The organism is Vibrio sp. 704, from assembly GCF_033339295.1.
Map to the genome: position 1 here is coordinate 1 of NZ_JAWOUH010000488.1, position 678 is coordinate 678.

At 48.8% G+C, this 678-nt stretch carries 1 protein-coding gene and 1 pseudogene; both read right to left on the minus strand.

Annotated features, from left to right (window positions below; genetic code table 11):
• The coding region (locus tag R7R24_RS27290; protein WP_318120212.1) for an ABC transporter permease at nucleotides 1-388 on the minus strand (388 nt) is incomplete at its 3' end.
• Nucleotides 378-678 (minus strand): annotated as a pseudogene (locus tag R7R24_RS27295) (phospholipid ABC transporter ATP-binding protein MlaF); the annotation flags it as partial. The gene R7R24_RS27290 and the pseudogene R7R24_RS27295, both read right to left, overlap by 11 nt.

Below are 678 nucleotides of genomic sequence, written 5' to 3' on the forward strand. Positions count from 1 at the left end.
CAGTAGCTTTCATCAAACCAATTTCTGCCGTCAGCGCAGAGCCTGCACGTCCAGCGAAAAGAAGCGCAGTAACCACCGGCCCAAGTTCACGCAGTAGTGACAACGCGACCATCTGACCAAGACTGCCTTCCGCGCCGTAATCCACCAGCACTACATAGCCTTGCAAGCTAAGAACCATGCCGATAAACAAACCAGATACGACGATGATAGCCAGTGATTGCACGCCAACGGAATACAACTGTTTGATGAGTAGAGGAAAACTTTTAGAGGGTTGAGGCTTAGAGAAGATAGCGCCAACAAGCATCAAGGTTGCACGGCCAAAAGCTTCACAGATGGCGAGCGTGCGTCTTCCTAATGAAGCGACAAATTGAATAAAGCTAGCGACCATCAAATAGATCCTTTTCGATACTTTGCGCAGGAAAACGAAACGGCACAGGGCCATCTGCATCACCTTGTAAGAACTGCTGCACTCGCGGGTCTGGGTTTTGACTCAACTCCTCTGGCGTGCCAAACGCGATGATCTTGCCATCTGCTAGTAGGTAAACCCAATCAGCAATACTCATGACCTCCGGTACATCGTGTGATACCACAATAGACGTAAGGCCTAGAGCTTGGTTTAAGTCTTTGATCAACTCAACCAAAACACCCATGGTAATTGGGTCTTGTCCCACAAATGGT